The following is a 15,671-nucleotide window of genomic DNA, read 5'->3' as shown; positions in this document are numbered from 1 at the left end:
TGTTACGATTTCTATCCACATAAATCCCTAGGACTTGAATATGAGCTTTAAGTTTGACCCAAGCAAGATTCCATTTCTAATTGAGCTTATGGAAAAGGCTATTCAAGATGGTCGTGAATGGGGGCTAGATCTTCTCAATGAGTCTAAGCATAAACATGGTCGAAAGAAGATTGCTATTCATGCCATCAATATGTCTACTTTGTGGTCGATAGGCAAAGGAATAGCTACCGGAATCGCTGGCCTTCTGGCTCTTCCAGCAGATCTGGTTGATACTGTCTACTCTCAAGTAAAACTCTCAGCCACCCTCTTTACCATTCGCGGATATGATACAGCTAATGAAGGTAACTGGGTTTTTATCGTTGCTGCTGCAATTGGAATCTCTGTACATAAGCTGGCAAAGTATTTAGGTGTTCATGCCATCAAGGCGCTAAACAAAGTTCTCCTGCCCAAAAGCTTTAGAATTTTGATGAAGATGAATCAAACGCTTGCAATTAAGTTTGGTGCTAAAATCTTCGGCAAGAACGTTGTGAAGGTTGCTAAAGCTGTTCCTGCCATTGGTGGAGTCATTGGCGGCGGTGTCAACGGCGTTACGATGCTCCTGTGTGGTCGTGGAGTTATTCGCTTTATGGATGATTGGGGAACAGGTGATGATTGGGAAATGGAGGGAGGATGTGCCCCTGCCTAAAGCTTCGCTCGACACAAATTCGTGAAACACAGCGATAGTTAGTTCTGGCTTTGTTGGGTGACGCGATCACGTTACCCAACAAGCAACTGCTAACTGTGAAAGCTAATACTTATGACCGATGACGATTTCTAGTAGCTCTTGGAGTATCTATGGCTTACGTCCATGAGATTAAGTTCTTTCAACAAGGTGGGAATCTTCGCGTTGCGCTATTTGATAAAGCGCCTCCCTTTTGCAATGAGTTTTGGATTAAGAATATCTCCGCTTCTGCATTAGGTATTCAGCGTCTTCCTCAAAATATAGAACTAGAGAAAAAGTACTCTGTCACCTCTCTTGGTATTCAACCCTTTGAGGCTACCAAGCCATTATTTAGATTTACAGATGCCAGCGCAAAACTTGCATGGGAAAAAGGCAAAGCGATTTTCCTGAAGCGAATCGGGTTTTAGTTGTAGGGTGCATTGCTTCGCAAATGCACCAAACTAGGGATCTGGGCTGGGCCATCTAAAGAAACCGAGTTGCTGCCCCACGCCCTATCGTCAAGCCGACCGCTCACAGGTGCGCTTTAGGCTGTCAAGGTATGAAAACCTACTTGGCGAAACTCTTGAATAAAGGCCGTATCCAGAAATAGACGTTTACGACTTATGGTTCAGGCTGATGCTTCGGAGGGCTATCGAGATAAGGCTTATCGATTCACCCAGTTTTCTAGGCGCAATGCAGGAATGCGTTGAAACTCGTCGGTATTGTTGGTCACGAGGATGAGATTCCGAGCGATGGCCTGGGCTGCAATCAGCATGTCCATCGCCCCAATGATGGAACCTTGACGAGACAGCAAAGCTCTAAGTTGACCCTAGGCTTGGGTTGCCGCTGGGTCAAAGGCCAGAATCTCTAACGGTAGTAAGAACTGCTGAAGGGCGGCTCGGTTGGCCTCAACGTGCTGGCTTCTGTAGGCACCATACTCTAGCTCAGCCACGGTGATGGCAGAAACGCCAATGTCCAGCGGCCTATGGGTGTTGAAGCGATCTCGTACTTCTGGCGGTTTGTGTTTAATGATGTAGATGCAGATGTTGGTATCGAGCAGGTATTTCATTCAAACAACGGCTCCCGATCCTCCAAGGGCGGCTGTTCGCGGGTTGCCATAAAGTCATCTGTGAAGTGGCTGAGGCTGTCAAACAGGGGTTGCCAGGGCTGATCGGTGCTGAGCAGGACGATGGCATTGCCGACTTGTTTGATGTAGACCTCTGTGCCGTTGAGATGGAAGGCCACAGGCAAAACCACAACCTGGCCATGTTCATTTGTCAGTAATGGGGTAGTTTCCATGGCTAAACCTCTGGACGACTTATCTCTAGGGTAATGGTTTCTCCATGCCGGGAGTTCTCCTTGCTGGGCAACGTTAGCAACTGTTGCTCAATAGTCTCGAAGTAGGCAATCAAAACCTCAAACGATCTGCTTTCGCATGGCCATGTCCACTTCATCTCAGCCTATTGTGGCAGATGAGTCCTAGGGCTGAAACCACCGTCCCCACATCAATGGCCCCTCCAGCGGAACTCAACATTCTCAGGTCGTCACCACCGTCTGACAAATCATTGTCTGGCTCATAATCAAGGAGAGGATACAGGATTGTGTCCTCTCTTTTTTTGGGTTTGACCATGCCCTGCCCCTGTGCGACCTGGCTAGACCGTCTTCGAGACACCGGGACAAGAGGCTAGAATGTGATAGCCCAGGCTGCTGATGTTGGGCATTGGATTGTCAAGGGTTTGAATGCGCCATGGTGGCTACGTCTTCGCTGTCCGCAGATCGTGAACTGCCCCGCCGTCCTGAGAGCGACTGGCGGCTGTTTTTACAGATGTGGCCCTACCTCTACAAGCGCCGCCGCATGATGGTGCTGCCCCTGATTTTGCTGGTGCCCTTGTCCTTGGCCAATGCCCTTCAGCCCGTGTTGATTGGGCAGGCGATTTCCCTGATTCGCCAGGAGCCTGTGATGGCCTTTTTGCAGGGGCGCACCCTCCAGGGCGGGTTGAATTTGATTGTGGGCACCCTGGTGGTCACGGTGGCGATTCGGCTGTTGCTGGATGGGGTGCAGAGCTACCTGGTACAGGAGGTGGGGCAGCAAGTCACCGCCGACATTCGCAATGATTTGTTCTCCCACGTCACCTCCTTGGCCGTGCGATTTTTTGACCGCACCCCTGTCGGCAAGCTCATCACCCGCATCACTAGCGACGTGGATGCCCTGGGGGAGGTGTTTTCTACGGGGGCTGTGGGCATTATCACCGACCTGTTTTCCATCGGCGTTCTGCTGGTGGTGATGTTTACCATGCAGTGGCAACTGGCCCTGATGTTGTTAGGGCTGCTGGTGCCCGTCACCTGGCTGATTATTTTCTTTCAGCAGCAGTTTCGCAAGGCCAACTACAAGGCGCGAGAACATTTGTCGGAACTGAACGCCGCCCTGCAAGAAAACATTGCGGGCATCAACGTGGTGCAGCTCTTTCGCCGCGAGCGGTTTAATGCCGAGCTATTTCGGGCTACCAACCAGCGCTACATCACCGCTGTAGATAAGACGATCTTCTACGATTCGGCGGTGTCTTCTACGCTGGAGTGGGTCAGCCTCGTGGCCATTGGCGGCGTGCTGTGGTTAGGCGGGCTGCTGGTGATGCAAGACGCCCTCACCTTTGGGGTGTTAGCTTCCTTCATTTTGTTTGCCCAGCGGTTGTTTGATCCCCTGCGCCAGTTTGCCGACAAGTTCACCGCCATCCAAGCCGGACTCACCGCTGTCGAACGCCTCACCGACCTCTTCAGCATCCCCGTCGAAATCCGCGACCCCGCCCATCTGAGTGCTGGCGCTGCCGAACCCCCTACCGCTGATGTCGCCAGCGCCAGCGCCAACCTCTCCGCGTCCCCCCCTCTCCCCCTCTCCCCTCCCTCCGCTCCCACCCACGCCTCGGAGATTCGCTTCAACCACGTCACCTTTGGCTACAAGGCCGAGGAACCCGTGCTAAAAGACCTCACCTTTACCATTCGCCCTGGGGAAAAAGTGGCACTGGTGGGGCCAACCGGGGCAGGCAAGAGCTCCATCATTCGCCTCCTCTGCCGTTTGTACGACATCAACAGCGGCTCCATTTTGCTGGATGGCGTAGACATTCGCGACCTCCCCCAGGCGGAACTGCGGCGGCGCATGGCTGTGATTTTGCAGGACGGCTTTTTGTTTGCTGGCGACGTAAAAAGCAACATCACCCTGGGGGAAGACTACCCCCTGGAAGCTGTCATTGAAGCGGCGAAAAAGACCAACATCCACCACCTGATCGAGCAGCTACCCCAGGGCTACCACACCGAACTGCGCGAACGGGGGGCCAACCTTTCGGGCGGTCAAAAGCAGCTTTTGGCCTTTGCCCGCGCCGCCATCCGCGATCCGGGCATCCTCGTCCTCGACGAAGCCACTGCCAACCTAGATGTGGGCACCGAGGCCATGATCCAAGAAGCCCTAGAACGCTTGCTAGAGGGCCGCACCGCCATCATCATTGCCCACCGCCTCTCCACCATCCGCAACGTAGACCGCATCCTCGTTCTCAAACACGGCGAACTCGTGGAACAGGGCACCCACGACGAACTCCTGGCCCACGATGGTCTCTACTCCAGCCTCTATCGCCTGCAAATGCTGGGGGTTTAGCTGCGGGTATGGCAAGGATGACGATAGCGGGGTGAGATCCGCCAGCCTTCCATGCCCCAGCCCCTAGAGCTTTGTCAGGGAAGCTTGACTCAGAGGTATTGAGGCAGGTCGCCGCTTCTGGTGGGCTCTAGCCGCCAATCCTGTTACAACGGCTACGTTTTCAGCCGATGACGCCTTGCCCCACAGGTGGCCATCGCCCCATGTCGCCCGTAGTCCTTGGGATCTCTCGCCCTGCGCCAGTGGGTAGAGTAGTAGATGGAGACCATCCTAGGAGAACACACCATGGATAAGCAAACCGAGCAAGCCCGCGAACTCTTGGCCCAACAGCGCCAGCAGGAAGACCTGCGCCACGACGCCATGCTAGAACGCAGTGCTGAGGAACTCCATGAAAGCGCATCCTCCACCGTGGAGGAAAAAGCTCGTCTGGCCATGGCCAACAAGCTCCATGCCCAGGAGCACGTTCAAGAAGCCATGCTGGAGCGGGGCGAGGAAGAGGTCCACGGTTCCTAAGCTCCTACGACTAGGCTCATCCTAGTGGGGTGCGCCGTGCGGAGGCTAAGCTTCGCCGCCCTGCCGCCCTGCCCCCTCGCCCGCAAAACTCCCGCCCTACTGTTCCCCAGTGATGGACAGAGCATCCACCCAAATGCGGGGGCAGAGACCACCGGGGGTCATTTCCAAGTGAGGTTCCACGTGGATGATCGCCTTCAGCAGGTCGCGGAAGTCTCCGGCCACGGTGGCGGATTCGACGCTGACCCGTTCGCCCTGGTTAATCAGCCAGCCGTCGAAGGGCAGGGAGAAGGAACCTTGCAGGGAATTGACCCCGGCATGGAGGGCTTGCAGGTCATCGATCAAAATCACGTTGCTGGCGTTGTCTAGGCTGAACTCGCTGGAGGATTCTGTCCCCGGTAGGACGTGATAGTAGCTGGGGCCAACGGAGACCTTCGCGCCAATGCTGGCGTGGCCTGTGGGGGAAGCGCCCATGCGTTTGGCCGTTCCGGCGCTGTGCAGAAAGTGGGTGAGCACGCCCTTTTCGATGATGGGAACGCGGCGGGTGGGGGTGCCTTCGCCATCAAAGGTTTCGGCGCTGATGTTTTCGGGGTGGAGGGCGTCGTCGTAGACCGAGAGCAGGTCGGAGGCCACCACGCTACCGAGGGAATCGGGGGTGGACAGGCTGCGGTGATCCAAGATGCTCTGGGCATTGTACATGTTGGAAAACGCCCCCAACAGGCTGAGGAAGGCTTCCCCAGAAAACACGACGCGGTACTTGCCGGAGGCGATTTTGTCGTAGTTCAGGTGGCTGATGGTTTTGTCGGTGGCTTCCTTCAGGCAACCGTCCAAATCCAGCAGCGGCAACCCTCGGTTCACCCGCACCGCCCCGGCAGAACGAGGTTTGCGACCCTCCTGCTCGGTTTTGCTGTAGAGGTAGACCGAAGCGTAGGAGCGGGCTTCCTGACGTAGGGCTCCGGCACTGTTGAGGTAAAAGCGGTCGATGCTGCGTTGGGCGAGGCCGTTGTAGGGCACGCTGGCAATGGCGGGATGGGCCTCTAAGAGCTGCTTTTCGAGGGCGACCAATTGTTGGATCAGCTCTCCCACGGGGGCGGGTTCCACGGGGGGCAGGTCAACCTCGGCGGTGGGGGCGGTGGCTTCGGGGCTGAAGTCGGGAATGTGGTCGGCGACGCCAAAGGCGCTGGCGTCACGGGCGCTTTCGAGGGCCAAATCCATGCCCGTGGGGTCTACATCGCTGGTGGAGGTAACGCCCACTTTGCCCTGGTCGTTCCACACGCGCACAATCACGCTGGAACGGTTGGAGGCTTTGACCTGCTTGGGGTCGCCCTTGTCTACCTGGACGCTGGTTTCGTCTACGGAAGACCCGTAAACGTCGTACTTGGCAATGCCCAGCTTTTTGGCGCTGGCTTCGGCGTAGGCGGCAATGTTTTGAATGGTTGGCATGGTTAGGGAGTAGGGAATGGGGAGTAGGGAGTAGGGTCTAATGGCTGACCCAAGGTTGGGTAGGGCGAGGAAACCGCGCCCCTACGGTTGGGTGGGGTGTTGTGGGTTGGTGGCGACACATCTCGGTAGCGCGTCACGTTTAATGGATGGGATTGGTTGTTCTAGCGGAGACTCTGGGTGGTGCATTGCTTCGCGAATGCACCCTACAATCCATCAACCATCAATCCCCAGAACCCTAGCGGCCTCCGACGGTGATGGCGTCTACTTTGAGGTGGGGTTGGCCGACGGTGACGTAGACGCTGCCGCTGATGGAGCCGCAGAAGCCTGCCGCGAGGCCGAGGTCGTTGGAGCACATGGAGATTTTGTTCATGATCTCGGTGGCTTCGCCGATGAGGGTGGCACCCTTGAGGGGTTTGGTGATTTTGCCGTTTTCGATCAGGTAGGCTTCATCCACACCGAAGTTGAATTGGCCCGTGGCTCCGACGCTGCCGCCGCCCATTTTTTTGCAGTAGATACCTTTGTCTACCGAGGCGAACAGTTCATCCAGCGAATAATCCCCAGGAGCGATGTAGGTGTTGCGCATCCGAGAGGCGGCGGCGTAGGTGTAGCCCTGGCGGCGACCGCTACCCGTGCGAGGGTGGCCCGTGCGCATGGAGCCCGCTCGGTCGGAGAGGAAGTTCCGCAGGATGCCGTTTTCGATCAGCAGGGTGCGCTGGGCGGGCATGCCTTCGTCGTCCATGTCGATGGTGCCGAAGGCGTCGGGAGACAGCCCTTCATCCCAGGCCGTGAGGTTTTCGTGGGCAATTTTTTCGCCCTTTTTGTCGATAAACGGCGTGGTGCCCCGCTCGATTTGGGTGGTCTCCAGCAGGTGGCCGCAGGCTTCGTGGAAGATCACGCCCCCGAACTGGTTGGCCATGATCACCGGATAGCTGCCAGATTCCACATAGTCGGCGTAGAGCATTTTCCCGGCGGATTCGCCCACGGATTGGGCGGTGCTTTCGTAGTCCCACTCGCGCAGGAAGGCGGGGTTGCTGGTGTCTCCGGCCCGCTGGCCAATGGAGGAACGGTGCTCGCCATCGGCACAGAGCAGGTTGTAGCCGACGGACTGGGTGAGACGGATGTCGCGGGCAAAGGTGCCATCGCTGGCAGCGACCAGGACTTCCTGCCAGTCGCGGAAGTAGACGGCGCGGCGGGATTGCACATGGCTGGCGTTCTTGGCCAGGGCGTCGTTGGCGGCCAAGAGCACATCGCCCATTTCCTGCATGGAGCTACAGTTGGCCAGCCATTCATCCTTAGACCGAGCGCTGGCATAGTCCCGCAGGAGTTCGAGGTTAATTTCAGAAATGTTCGCCGCTGGCCCCGGCAGGGTCAGGCCCATGATGCCCAGCGCCTTGTCCAGGGCGGACTTCAATCCCTGAAAACTGAGGTCATTGGTGCTGACGTAGCAATCGGCCTTGCCCAAAAACACCCGCACTCCTGCCCCGGTGATGATGCGAGGCGAAATGCTGGTAATCGCGTCGTCCTCGGCCTGACAGCTAATGTAGTTGCTGCGCTCTAGGAAAAACTCCACAAAATCGGCCCCCGCCGACCGACCCAGGCCCAGCAGCGCCGCCAGGGTGGGCTCCCAGGAGAGGTCGAAGCGGTTTCGGGTGGCCCCGTATTCCCTAGAAAGCAGGTCGTGGGTCTTTAGCAGCGGGGTGAGTGAGGGTGCAACCGTCATGCCAATTTATCCTTACAGGCTAAGAAAAACGCCGGATCGCCAGCGATTTACTTAGTGTAACAAACCCTCTCAGACAGGATCTTGATGGCCTTCTGGAGTGGACGATCCGCCCGTCCCCAATTCGTCTGACCCAATTCGTCTTGTCCCAAATTCGCCCGTCCCCAATTCGTCTACCCCAACCCGTCTACCCCAATTCGGCTGACCTAATTTGTCCAGCCACAAGATGACGCTATCCAAGGACAAGCGATCAATCGGTGATCAGGCGGCGGGCCATGGCGAGGGCGGCGCGACGGTCAACCTTGCCTTGGGCCGTTTGGGGTAGGGCGTTCACGGCCATCCAATACTTAGGCCGTTTGTAGGGCACCACTTGGGGAGCCAGCCAATCTGCCAGTTGGGCCAGGGCAACCCCCGGTTGCGGCACCACTAGGGCGCAAACCGCCTGTCCCCAATGGGCATCGGGCAAACCGACGATGCAGACTGCCTGGACGAGATCCGTCGTGAGCAGCAGACTTTCCAGTTCTTCGGGCTGCACTTTTTCGCCGCCTGTGATCAGTGTGGTGCTGTGGCGGCCGAGGATGTGCAGGTAGCCTTGATCATTGAGGTAGCCGATGTCGTCGGTGAGGAAGGGGGAGTCGGGAGTCGGGAGTCGGGAGTCGGGAGTCGGGAGTCGGGAGTCGGGAACACGGAGGTAGCCTTTGAAGAGGGAGGGGGCGGTAATGGCGAGGCGTCCGGGTTGGTTGGGGGGCTGGGGTTGGTGGTGATCATCCAGGACGGATATCGTGGCGTGGGGTAGGGGGCGACCGCTGCCTGTTTGCCCAGCCAGGAATTCATCGGGGCGAAGGGTGGCGACTTGGCTGGCGGTTTCGGTCATGCCGTAGGTGGGGGCTAGGGGTAGGGATAGGGTACGCGCTTGGGTGAGCAGGGCGGGCCAGGGAGTCGCACCGCCGAGGAGGATGGCCTGAAATTGCCGCAGCCAGGGCAGGTAGGTGTCGCCTTGGTTCAGCAATTCCTGTAGTTGAGTCGGGACGAGCGACAGGAAGCCGGGGTTTTCCGCTGGTAGGGGGAAGGGTTGGCCCTGTTTTAACTCGGCGTAGGGCTGGAGGATGAGTTGGCCGTTGGTGGCGAGGGTACGCAGGGCTTGCATCAATCCGCTGACGTGGTACAGAGGCAGCACGCAGTAGGCATTGACGGTGGCGATTTGGAAATGGGCCTGGAACCCTTGCACCGAGGCCATCAAAGTCTCCCAGGTGTGGCGGGCGAATTTGATCTGGCCCCCGCTGCCCCCGGTAGTGATGAGTAGCTCTGGGGTTTTGATTTCTGGGATTTCGGTGGGGGGAAGCTTGGCCACGTACAGTTCCCAATCGGGCACAAGGGGCTGGCTCCGGTCGGGCTGAAGCACCTCATCCACCTGCTGCCATTCCCGCTGGCCCCACCGAGGATTGGCCAGGGCTACCGTGAATCCCCTCCGCAATCCGGCCAAGGTTGCCGCTAAGCACCGCACTGGATCAACCTCGGCTACTAGAATTGCCGCCATTGGGTAATCCGACGGATTAGCACACAGACTAGACGGCTGAGCAGCTAATTTTTGAGAAATTTCGTCAATGATGGGCCAAATGGGTAAGACTTCCGGCCCTAGTAGCCAAGGATTACCCCAGCGGCGCTGCAAGGTGTCTTCTAGGCTGGGTAGGCTTGGCAAAGCGTGATTCCCTAGGGAATTGGGGAGGGCTGAGGTCATAGCGGCGAGGATTGCGACAGACGATCCCACAGTTGATCGGGAGCGAGGCTGTCCCAATCGTCCGCAAACCAGCCCAGCGTACCAAATCCGAGGGCTAGAGGATGGGGGACTTCCTGGGCGTACTCCTGGGCTAAGGTTAACGCCGCTTGCCGACCAATGGGAGTCTCAAACACCGAGGAAAAAATGATGGATGGGGAATGCTGCCGCCAAAAGTGCCGCAGCCGATCCGGCCAGCCCGCAATGACAGGTTTGACCACCCACAACCCTGTCCAGCCCCGCTGATGATGTTCCTCAAGCTGGGCGAGGGTGGCTACGGATTCGTCCAATGCCAGGGGGGTATGGAATTGCTGGGCGAGGTGCTGCATTTGGAGAAACTGATCGGGGGGAAGGGGTTGCTCTAGGCATTCGATTTGGCCCTCACCTCCAGGCTGGCCCTCACCCCCAGCCCCTCTCCCTAGGGGAGAGGGGGGCCGGAAGTCGATCTTTTCAAAGTCCCTCTCCCCACGGGAGAGGGATTTAGGGTGAGGGGGATCTACGGAGCCCTCACCCCCAGCCCCTCTCCCAGGAAGGAGAGGGGGGCCGGAATCTTCCTCAAAGTCCCTCTCCAGTGGGGAGAGGGATTTAGGGTGAGGGCCAACCTGGTTTACCTGATCACACAACTCCAAAAGCTGAGTCGCTTCAGGCAATGTAAGCCCGCCGTTGGCATCCAACCTCAAGCAAGCTTGGGGCGGCAGTTGGGTGATGAGGTCTTCGAGCCAGCGGCATTCTTGGGCCATATCCGCGACGCCAATTTTCCATTTGAAGGTGCGAAATCCCTGTTCCCAAAGGTGGGGCCATGCGGTGAGGGCGGCTTTTCCGGTGGGGAGAAGGGTGCAGAGAGGGAGGCAGGGGGAGGGGGAGAGGGGGGGAGGGGGGGACGTTCGGGAAAATTGGAGGTTGGCCCAGGCGGAGGCGAGGCCGAATTGGGTGGCGGGGAGATTTTGGGGAATATCGGCTTCGGTGAGGGTGGTGCGGTTTCGCCAAAAGTCTGATTTTGGGGAGTCTAGGGACTGGCAGAAGGTGAGGGCTTGGGCCAGGGTTTCGGTGCCAAACCAGGGGATGGGGGCGATTTCGCCATAGCCGATGTGGCCCGTGTCATCTGTCAGGCGCAGCAAAACTCCTTCCCGTAAAGACCAAAGACCGTGGGCGGTTTGTAGCGGTTTGCGAAAGGGGCGCTGGTAGGGGCGGATTTCTAAGCGCACGATTATCTTTTCACCCGCAGTCCCAATCCCATCATTCCGATTCTTAGTCTGTTCAATCGCAGGGGCGTGGTTTCCTCGCCCTGCCAACCCGGCCTAGGGGATGAAGCGGGTGCTGAGCAGAAACCCTAGGCTGAGTAAAACGCCGCTCCAAAAGTGGAAGCCGATGGCGTAGAACTTGGCGTTGCTGACCTTTTGGGGCTGGTGGTGGTGGCGGTGAACGTGGCGGCTCAGCTTCCAGGCGGAGAGGGCACTGGGGAAGGCCAGAGCTGTCCACACCGGGAACCAGCCCATCAGAATCGCCACCGCAACGACGGCTAGGGCCGAGAACGCCAGCACGGGGACTAATTGCGCCCCCCGCTGGGTGCCCATGCGCACAATGGGGGAGCGTTTTCCGGCGGCGATGTCGTCTTCGACCTGGTGGAAGTGGGAGCAAAACAGCACCAGGGTGGTGGTCAGTCCAACGAAGATTCCGGCCATTTGGCTCCCCCAAGACCAGCTTTGGGTTTGGCTGTAGTAGGCAGCACCGACCCCCAGCGGCCCGAAGCTAAAGAAGCAGAGAAATTCCCCCAAGCCCTGGTAGCCCAGCCGAAAGGGTGGCCCCTGGTAGCAATAGCCCAGGAAGCAGCAGAGGGCGATGATGATCAGCACCGTGGGGTCTTGCTGAATCAAGGCAATGGCGAGGATGCCCAGAATGCCCAGAGCCAGGAAGCCGTTGGCCAGGGCAAACACCAGCCCCTTGTTGCGGGTGAGGTTGACGACGGAATGGGCTTTGTTCACGTCAATGCCCGTTTCCGAGTCGAACACATCGTTGCTGAGGTTTTCCCAGGCCAGGATGAAGATGGCCGACCAAAAAAACAGCCCAAAAATCGGCGCGATGAACTGCCCCGTTTCGGCATAGGCTACCAGGCTACCCACCAAAATGGGCATAATGGCCACGCTATACATGGGCGGTTTTGCCGCCGCCAGCCAGAGTTTGCGGTTGGTGGGCGGGGTGGTGGTGTGGGTAGAAGATTTCGCCGAACGGGTGGTCATAGCCTTGCCATCACTACAGTTTCAGCATATCGCTAAGCCACCCCCCAGGCCATGATCCCAAGAGGTTGCGATCCCGCTGGGGCGTGATCCCCCTAGTCCTCAGCACTGGCCATTTCCCGCACAATGTCGCCACGGGTGAGGATGCCCACCAGTTCCCCTTGGTCATTCACCACAGGCAGGCGGCGAATACGTTTGTCGTGCATCAGGTGGGCGGCTTCCCGCATGGATTTATCGGGGCCGATGGTGATCACCTTGGCGGTCATTACCTCTTTGACCGATTGGCCCAACGCTTTGTGGAGTTCCTCGTTATATTTCTTGGGGCTTTTCAGATAAATGACGCTATCCAGCAGCACCACGTAGGCGGGCACTTCCATCCCCGTGGCCTGCCACATCAGGTCAGATTCCGACAAAATGCCCACCAGTGCGCCGCCATCGTCAACCACAGGTAGCCCACCGATATGATGCTCGGCCAAGAGCTTGATGGCGTCCTCTAGGTTGGCCTCCGGCTTGATCGAAACCGGATTGGCCGTCATTACATCAGCAACGGTTTTCGCCATAAAATTGCTTGACCTCACGAAACATTATTGAGCCACAGGTTGGCCGCGTAGACCCTCACCCCCAGCCCCTCTCCCAGACTTTCCCTCACCCCCAACCCCTCTCCCATGGAGGAGAGGGGGGCCGGAAAGGCTATCGAAGTCTCCCTCATCCATCAGGGTGACTCGTGGAGGGGCGGTGGGGCATTGGGATCGCCTAGGGCTGGGATCGCCGAACCTGTGCCTAATTTCATTTTATGGAAGGTTTACCCCTGGCTTTGGCGCTGTCACAGGTCGTTACAGTAGCGCTCTAAAATGTCGGTGCAGTGGGCGATGGCCCCCAGGTGGGCGATTTCGTAGCCGTGGGTGTTGTGGGTGGGGAAACCCAGGCAAGCGGCCCGCGCCACATGGCCAAACTTCATGGCAATGGAGGCATCGCTGCCAAAGCCGCTGATCACCGCCTGCTGGATGGGTGCCCTGGCATGGGTGGCGGCAAGGCGTAGTTCGTGGTTCAGTCCTTCGTCGTAGATGCCGTAGCCATCCTGGGACAGCAGCACCGGAACGTCGCCCGACTGGATAGCGTATTCCGAGGAGAGAGGGCAAATTTCGAGGGCAATCAGGGCTTCCAGCCGTTGCCGTTGGGTGAAATAGAGGGCACCGAGGGCACCGACTTCTTCCTTAGCCGAGGCCACCAGATACACAGTAACGGGAGGTTCCTTCAACCGTGCGGCGAGGTCGAGCAAAATGGCCAAAGACGCCTTGTTATCCAGGGTGTAGCTGGCGATGTAGTCGCCCATGCGGAAGGGAGCCTTGCGGTGCTTGCCCACCACCACGCGACTTCCGGCCCGAATCCCGGCCTCCGCCAGTTCCGCCGGGGTGCGTTTGGTTTCAATCCATGCCGTTTCCCAAGTGACGGACTGGGTTTCCTGCTGCGCCTTCTGGGGCGATTCGTGGGACACATGGCGCGACCCAAAGCTGAGAATGCCGCTGAGGACGGCCTGATCCCCCAGCACATCCACCACGCCCTCGCCATAGACCCAGGGGAACGCGCCCCCCAGTTTGCGGACAGACAGCCGACCATCGGCGTAGATGGTCTTCACCAGCATCCCAATTTCGTCCTTGTGGGCGGTGATGGCGATGGCCCGGTTAGGGTCGCGGCCCGGAATTTGGGCGATCAGGTTATCGGCTTCGTCCTGCCAGTGTTCTACGTTCAGCGCAGAAAACAGGGTGATGAGGCGCTGGTTAATTTCGGCCTCGGCCCCGCTGGGGGAATGGCACAGCACCAGGTCGGCAATTTGGGAAAAGAGGGGTTCGTAGGACATGGGCCGATAGGACAAGGCTAGGACAAGGCGGCGATGGGGCCACCGGACATGGCCCCCTTGTATCTTACTGATACCGCCGACCGCTGAACGCCGCAACCGCTGGGTGGCGGCGGGGCCATGCCCCGATGGCCGTTGGGCGTTAGGATGGAAAGCCGAACCAGACTCATCTTCTGGGTGGGTTCTCACCCCATTGTCCTTTGTCCTCCCTTCACTGCGGCCCTGACCCATGACCGATACCGCCCTGCCCGCCCTAATTCAGCAGATGTGCCAGCCCAGTTTCTACCCCCATCCGGTGGTGGAGCCGATTCGGCTGATGCAAACCCATGTGTCCTACGTGCTGCTGACCGGGGACTATGCCTACAAGGTGAAAAAGCCCGTAAATTTCGGCTTTTTAGACTATTCCACCCTAGAGCGGCGGCGGCATTTTTGTGAGGAAGAACTGCGGCTGAACCAGCGCACGGCGGCAGACCTGTACCTGGAGGTGGTGCCCATTGGTCAATCTGGAGAGACCTACCATCTGGGGGCAGATTCGGCAGGTAATTCGGCGGACGATGCGGCGGTGGAGTACGCCGTCAAAATGGTGCAGTTCCCCCAAGACACCCTACTCAGCGCCTGCTATGAACGGGGCGAACTAACGGAGGACTTGATTCTCACCCTGGCGGATCAGGTGGCCGCCTTCCACCAAGGGGCAGAAACCAACGACCACATCCTCAGCTTTGGCACCGTGGCCCAAATTCGCCAAGCCTTCGATGAAAACTATGCCCAAACCCAGGGCTATGTGGGCGGGCCGCAAACCCAGGCCCAGCTAGAGCAAACCCAAGCCGCCACCGACCACATCTTTGCCACCCAGGCCGATCTGTTCCAGCAGCGCATCGATCAACGCTGGATTCGGGCCTGCCACGGCGACCTCCACCTCAACAACCTCTGCCACTGGAACAACCAGCTCTACCTGTTCGATTGCATTGAGTTCAACGAACCCTTCCGCTACGTCGATGTGATGTATGACGTGGGCTTTGTGGTGATGGATTTGCTGGCGAAGGGATGCCGTCCCTTGGCCACGGCCTTTTTGAATCACTACGTGGAGCAAACCGGAGACTGGGAAGGGCTGCAACTCCTCCCCCTCTACATCAGTCGCCAAGCCTACGTGCGGGCCAAGGTGACGTCCTTTTTGCTGAATGACCCCGCCGTGGATGCGGCCACCAAGGCTAAGGCCAGCGATACCGCCGCCGCCTACTACCGCTTGGCCTGGGAGGTGGTGCAGCCCCAAACGGGCCGACTGTACCTGATGGCAGGGCTGTCGGGTGCGGGCAAATCCACCACTGCCCGCGAGGTGGCGCGGCAAACGGGGGCCATCCACCTCCGTTCCGATGCCGTCCGCAAACACCTGGCCGGGGTGCCGCTGCAAGAACGGGGCGACCAAAGCCTCTACAGCCCGGAGATGACCCAAAAGACCTACGCCCGTCTGCTCAACCTGGGCCTCACCTTGGCCAAAGCCGGATTTACGGTGATTCTAGACGCCAAGTACGACCGTCAATCCCTGCGGCAACCCGCCCTAGACCAGGCCCAGCAGGCAGGACTCTCGGCCCAAATTCTGCACTGTACGGCTCCCGCAGAGATTCTGGAAGACCGGGTGCGGCAGCGGTCTGGCGACATTGCCGATGCCACCGTGGCCGTCCTCCAACAGCAGGTGATGGAACCCTTCACCGAGGCCGAACAGCCCTGGGTGCAAACCCTGGATACAATGGGTGATGTGTCGGCTCAGATCGCCGCTATAGTTGGGGCATAATCCGCCAAC

14 protein-coding genes and 1 pseudogene are annotated in these 15,671 nt (G+C 58.4%); 5 read left to right on the top strand and 10 right to left on the bottom strand.

Annotation, left to right across the window (positions count from 1 at the left end):
* Positions 1 to 40 precede the first annotated feature (40 nt).
* Both GFS31_RS01325 and GFS31_RS01320 read left to right on the top strand, forming a co-directional pair.
* A complete protein-coding gene (locus GFS31_RS01325; protein ID WP_198806528.1) occupies positions 41 to 685 on the top strand; it encodes a hypothetical protein in 645 nt (214 codons plus the stop codon).
* A 149-nt stretch (positions 686 to 834) separates the two neighbouring features.
* Complete coding sequence (locus tag GFS31_RS01320; RefSeq protein ID WP_198806527.1) at positions 835 to 1,128, top strand: hypothetical protein; 294 nt, start codon at positions 835 to 837, stop codon at positions 1,126 to 1,128.
* 236 nt (positions 1,129 to 1,364) lie between these two features.
* Here the strand turns inward: GFS31_RS01320 and vapC are convergent.
* Positions 1,365 to 1,769, bottom strand: a pseudogene (gene vapC, locus GFS31_RS21630) (type II toxin-antitoxin system tRNA(fMet)-specific endonuclease VapC).
* Complete coding sequence (locus GFS31_RS01305) at positions 1,766 to 1,999, bottom strand: antitoxin (RefSeq protein ID WP_198806524.1); 234 nt, start codon at positions 1,997 to 1,999, stop codon at positions 1,766 to 1,768. Before GFS31_RS01305 ends, vapC begins: the two are co-directional and overlap by 4 nt.
* Positions 2,000 to 2,447: 448 nt before the next feature.
* Between GFS31_RS01305 and GFS31_RS01300 the strand changes: the two genes are divergently transcribed.
* The gene (locus GFS31_RS01300) at positions 2,448 to 4,343 is read left to right on the top strand and encodes an ABC transporter ATP-binding protein (protein ID WP_198806523.1); all 1,896 of its coding nucleotides are present in this window, start codon (positions 2,448 to 2,450) and stop codon (positions 4,341 to 4,343) included.
* 282 nt (positions 4,344 to 4,625) lie between these two features.
* Positions 4,626 to 4,853, top strand: a complete 228-nt coding sequence (locus tag GFS31_RS01295; protein WP_198806522.1) for a hypothetical protein — start codon at positions 4,626 to 4,628, stop codon at positions 4,851 to 4,853.
* 96 nt (positions 4,854 to 4,949) lie between these two features.
* Here the strand turns inward: GFS31_RS01295 and GFS31_RS01290 are convergent, their stop codons facing one another.
* From GFS31_RS01290 to GFS31_RS01255, 8 genes are all read right to left on the bottom strand, one after another.
* Complete coding sequence (locus GFS31_RS01290; protein ID WP_198806521.1) at positions 4,950 to 6,293, bottom strand: TldD/PmbA family protein; 1,344 nt, start codon at positions 6,291 to 6,293, stop codon at positions 4,950 to 4,952.
* A gap of 235 nt (positions 6,294 to 6,528) precedes the next feature.
* Positions 6,529 to 8,013 carry a TldD/PmbA family protein gene (locus tag GFS31_RS01285; protein ID WP_198806520.1) on the bottom strand — a complete coding sequence of 495 codons (1,485 nt, stop codon included), beginning with the start codon at positions 8,011 to 8,013 and terminating at the stop codon, positions 6,529 to 6,531.
* A gap of 247 nt (positions 8,014 to 8,260) precedes the next feature.
* Positions 8,261 to 9,748, bottom strand: a complete 1,488-nt coding sequence (locus GFS31_RS01280; RefSeq protein WP_198806519.1) for an AMP-binding protein — start codon at positions 9,746 to 9,748, stop codon at positions 8,261 to 8,263.
* Positions 9,745 to 10,989, bottom strand: coding sequence for an o-succinylbenzoate synthase (gene menC / locus GFS31_RS01275; RefSeq protein ID WP_198806518.1), 1,245 nt, complete (start codon positions 10,987 to 10,989; stop codon positions 9,745 to 9,747). The genes GFS31_RS01280 and menC overlap by 4 nt, the downstream gene beginning before the upstream one ends.
* A 93-nt stretch (positions 10,990 to 11,082) precedes the next feature.
* Positions 11,083 to 12,021 (bottom strand): 2-carboxy-1,4-naphthoquinone phytyltransferase, encoded by a 939-nt coding sequence (gene menA, locus GFS31_RS01270; protein WP_198806517.1) that lies wholly within the window; start codon positions 12,019 to 12,021, stop codon positions 11,083 to 11,085.
* Positions 12,022 to 12,113: 92 nt separating this feature from the next.
* Entirely contained in the window at positions 12,114 to 12,578 is a 465-nt protein-coding gene (locus tag GFS31_RS01265; RefSeq protein WP_198806516.1) for a CBS domain-containing protein, read from the bottom strand.
* Between the two features lie 263 nt (positions 12,579 to 12,841).
* Complete coding sequence (locus GFS31_RS01260) at positions 12,842 to 13,876, bottom strand: M42 family metallopeptidase (protein WP_198806515.1); 1,035 nt, start codon at positions 13,874 to 13,876, stop codon at positions 12,842 to 12,844.
* Between the two features lie 17 nt (positions 13,877 to 13,893).
* Positions 13,894 to 14,043: a hypothetical protein gene (locus GFS31_RS01255; RefSeq protein ID WP_198806514.1), complete on the bottom strand. Its 150-nt coding sequence runs from the start codon at positions 14,041 to 14,043 to the stop codon at positions 13,894 to 13,896.
* Positions 14,044 to 14,102: 59 nt separating this feature from the next.
* Here GFS31_RS01255 and GFS31_RS01250 point away from each other — a divergent pair, with 59 nt between their 5' ends.
* Entirely contained in the window at positions 14,103 to 15,662 is a 1,560-nt protein-coding gene (locus GFS31_RS01250; RefSeq protein ID WP_198806513.1) for an AAA family ATPase, read from the top strand.
* Positions 15,663 to 15,671: the final 9 nt, after the last annotated feature.

The sequence above is a fragment of the Leptolyngbya sp. BL0902 genome (assembly GCF_016403105.1).
In the GTDB taxonomy this organism is placed as follows: Bacteria; Cyanobacteriota; Cyanobacteriia; order Phormidesmidales; family Phormidesmidaceae; genus Nodosilinea.
This window is presented reverse-complemented; position numbering and strand designations above follow the sequence as displayed.